The following is a 3,318-nucleotide window of genomic DNA, read 5'->3' as shown; positions in this document are numbered from 1 at the left end:
CGGGGCGCAGCCCTGCAGGACCCTTGAGGGTCAGTTCCGTGCCGGTGTCCGGGTACTCCGGGCCGTTGGCCGGATTCGTGTACGCCACCGAGGCGGCGACCGCCGCTCCTCCTGCGATGATCGGCGACGGCACGGTCAGGGCCGCCCTGGCCCGGCCTTCGACGGCGAAGTTGTAGGTGTTGCCTGCCACCGTGATGCCGTCCACGTAGGTGTCGAGCGTCGCTGTCGGAGAACCCAGCCGTCCCACCCGGGCAATGACGCCGAGTGCTCCGTCCCCAGGCGCGGTGCAGGCCGCGGCGAATTCACTGAACGTCGCGTCGCCCATCGCCGGGAAGGTCGCCACCGCGCGCGAGGTACGCCACGACGACGCCCCCGAGGCCACGAAGTCCTGCCAGGTGTCCGGTACGACACCGGTCCTGCCCTCGCTGTCGGTATTGCGCCCCGGTTCGAAACTGAGCGTGGTGAAGACTCCGCCGCAGACCATGGGGAACTGCAGGTTGGCTCCGGAGTTCGCGGCCGTGGACTTCGCGGAGTTCTGGTACGCGGAGTAGGAGATCCCCGAGGCCAGCAGAGAAGTAAGTGTGATCGGAGCAGCGAAGGCGTGGGCCGCCTGGGAACTCTCATCGCCCCCGATACCCAGGTGGAGACTGCCGTCGAGCCATCTGGCGTCGGCGAAGGCAGTGACCTCCTGGTTTCCGTGGGGGATTCCCGCGTTCCCCGGGTCGTCCTGGAGCCTGAACCACGGCCCTGCGGCCCCGAGGCCACTTGGCGGGACGACGGTCGCGTCCGCGGCGGCGACAGGCAGCGNNCCGCCACGGTCGCCCTGCTGGGCATCATGTACTGGGCCGGCGGCGGATGGCGCGACGTCGGGCTCGCGCGGAACACGCTCGGGCGCGGGCTGCGCTGGGCGGGCACCCTCATCGCGATCGTCGCCGCGGGCTACGCGTGCGCGGCGGCACTGCCCTGGACGCGCGAGCTCTTCGCGGACCAGCGCAACAGCGGCCTCGGAGCGTGCGATGTGGCCTGGCGCGTACTGATCAACGTGCCGTTCGGCACCGTACTGCTGGAGGAGGTCGCCTTCCGTGGCGTCCTGTACGGACTGGTCCTGCGCCGCCGGGGGCCTCTCGCGGCGACCCTGTTCTCGTCAGCGCTGTTCGGCCTGTGGCACATCCTCCCGAGCCTCTCCCTCGCCACCGCCAAACCCGCACTCGACCCGGGCTTCAGCGGCACCGTCCTCGGGACGGTCCTGGTCGACGCCGGAGCCGTACTGTTCACCGCGGCGTCGGGTTGCCTCTTCTGCGAGCTGCGCCGCCGCAGCGACAGCCTGCTGGCTCCCATGGGACTGCACTGGGCCACCAATGCCCTGGGCTACATTTGCGGTTTTCTCCTGCGCTAGCTGCGCCCGAGGTCATCAGTACGGGTTCTCCCGCTGCTCGATGTGGCGGCGCAGGCGCGCCGTGTCCTGGGCGGTCCACCCTTCGCGCGGAACGACCGCGGCCCAGCCGTCCACGGGTCCTGCCCCGTAACGGTGCCCGTGCGGGGCCTCCACCCCGTAGGAGACCGCCATGTCGACCGTCGTCTGCCAGAAGGTGACGAGCGGGAACCAGCGGATCTCCGAGGTGATGTCAGGACCGAGCGGTTTGTCGAGCCACTGGGGGCGGCGGAGCAGGAGGTCCGTGGACCACCACACCACCGGGTCGGAGGCGTTCTGCAGATAGACGACCCGCGGGTGCCCCCAGGCCGCCTCGGGCCGCTTCAGATCCGCTTCGGGGAACTGCGCGACGCGTACGTTCCTGCCGCCGTCGTACTGCGGCCTCCAGACCGGGCTGCCCGCGTCCCTGTGGTCCCTGATCTCCTCCGACATCGGGGCGAAGTTGGGGGTGCCGATCACCAGTGCCCCGTCGGTCTTCGCCAGCAGGTCGTCGACACCGTCGAACGACGATTCGACGGCATATCCGCCCAGGCTCTCCCCGGTGACGACGAGTTTCGGGCGACGTCCCTCGGGGAGGGTGGCCCACTTCGCGCGGACGGCGTCCACAAGGTCGCGCGTGGCCTGCGCGGCCCGCTCCTTGTCGACGAGGAAGGAGACCCAGCTCGGGAGATAGGAGTACTGCACCGCGACGATGGCGGTGTTGCCGTCGTGCAGGTACTCCAGAGGCTCACTGATGTCGGAGTTGATCCAGCCCGTGCCGGTGGTGCCCGCGATGGCCAGGACGTCCCGGTCGAATGCGCCGGTCCGTTCCAGCTCCCTCACGGCCAGTTGGGCCTTGCCCTTGAACGGGTCCTCGTCGTCGCTGAAGGCCTCCGGTGCGGACGCGCTGATGTAGACACGTACGGGATCCTTCGCCGGCCTCCCCGTGAACGCGGTGATCTGATCCCGGGTCAGTACGGAACCGATGAAGTTGCGCCCCTGGAAGCCGAGTTCCTTCCACGCGACGAGCGAACCGGGTCCGCCGGAGACGAGCGGCGACACGGGCTTCTCGATGCCGCCCCTGGTACCGCCGTTGACGGAGTACGCCATCCGGTCCGCGATGTCGATGACGCCGCGCTGGAACACGACGTTGCGCAGCCCCACGCCGACGCTCAAGACGCTGAGGACCAGTCCCACACCGATCGCGACCGGCAGCGGAACGAAGCGGTGCAGCAGCCGGATCAGCCGACGTGAACCCAGCCGGATCGAACGTGCGACCAGGAGGATCAGGGCCCACAGAACGACGGCGATCAGCGCGATCATCGGGGTGTGCCAGGTCAGGGACTCCGGCACACCCTGGAGTTCGCGCAGCCTGCGCTGCATATGGGCGCTCTCGGTGATCAGGACTACGGCGAGCACCGGGCTGAGGACCCAGTACGCCTGCCAGAGCCCGGCGCGCGTCGTACGGCCGGGCCGCCACCGGAACAGGGCCCGGCAGACCGTGCTCGCCACCGAACCGACGGCGTATCCGATGGCCGCGGAGATCCCGCCGACGAGGCCCTGCAGGAACCACGGCCGCGGCACCAGCGAAGGCGTCAGCGACATCCAGAAGAAGACGGTCGCGCAGCAGACCGCCGTGAAGTCCGGCCAGCGCCTGACCAGGTACGAGCTGTCGGGCCGCTCCCAGAAAGGCTGTTGTGCGAACCCGATGAACCGCTGCCGGAACGGTTCCTTCCCGGGGGCCACTTTGCGCATGATCCGCACGCTAGCCGTCTGCCGGCACAACCTGGCGCGCCCACGCAGCAGGGTCATCCGTTCGCGGGGCAGCCCGCCCCCACGTCATGTCAGAGCCTCGCCCGTCGCGACGGCTCTGGTACAGATTCCCCGTGCTCACCTCCCGTCGCCTT

At 69.6% G+C, this 3,318-nt stretch carries 4 protein-coding genes; 2 read left to right on the top strand and 2 right to left on the bottom strand.

Annotated elements, in window-relative coordinates; genetic code table 11:
• A partial coding sequence (locus J0695_RS39065; RefSeq protein WP_206969605.1) for a hypothetical protein occupies positions 1-247 on the bottom strand: 247 nt, incomplete at its 3' end.
• A 7-nt stretch (positions 248-254) separates the two neighbouring features.
• Here J0695_RS39065 and J0695_RS39060 point away from each other — a divergent pair.
• Complete coding sequence (locus J0695_RS39060) at positions 255-551, top strand: hypothetical protein (protein ID WP_206969604.1); 297 nt, start codon at positions 255-257, stop codon at positions 549-551.
• Positions 552-835: 284 nt separating this feature from the next.
• The gene (locus J0695_RS39055; RefSeq protein WP_206969606.1) at positions 836-1,396 is read left to right on the top strand and encodes a CPBP family intramembrane glutamic endopeptidase; all 561 of its coding nucleotides are present in this window, start codon (positions 836-838) and stop codon (positions 1,394-1,396) included.
• Between the two features lie 15 nt (positions 1,397-1,411).
• Here the strand turns inward: J0695_RS39055 and J0695_RS39050 are convergent, their stop codons facing one another.
• Entirely contained in the window at positions 1,412-3,166 is a 1,755-nt protein-coding gene (locus J0695_RS39050) for an alpha/beta hydrolase (protein ID WP_206969603.1), read from the bottom strand.
• Between the last annotated feature and the right edge of the window lie 152 nt (positions 3,167-3,318).

The organism is Streptomyces beijiangensis (assembly GCF_017315755.1).
GTDB lineage: Bacteria > Actinomycetota > Actinomycetes > Streptomycetales > Streptomycetaceae > Streptomyces > Streptomyces beijiangensis.
The sequence above is the reverse complement of the archived record's forward strand: the minus strand, read 5'-3'. Positions and strand labels throughout refer to the sequence as shown.

Excerpts from the sequence above, each read along its gene's own strand:
- J0695_RS39050 (WP_206969603.1), bottom strand. The coding sequence starts at position 3,166 with ATGCGCAAAGTGGCCCCCGGGAAGGAACCGTTCCGGCAGCGGTTCATC.
- J0695_RS39055 (WP_206969606.1), top strand. The coding sequence starts at position 836 with ATGTACTGGGCCGGCGGCGGATGGCGCGACGTCGGGCTCGCGCGGAAC.
- J0695_RS39060 (WP_206969604.1), top strand. The coding sequence starts at position 255 with ATGACGCCGAGTGCTCCGTCCCCAGGCGCGGTGCAGGCCGCGGCGAAT.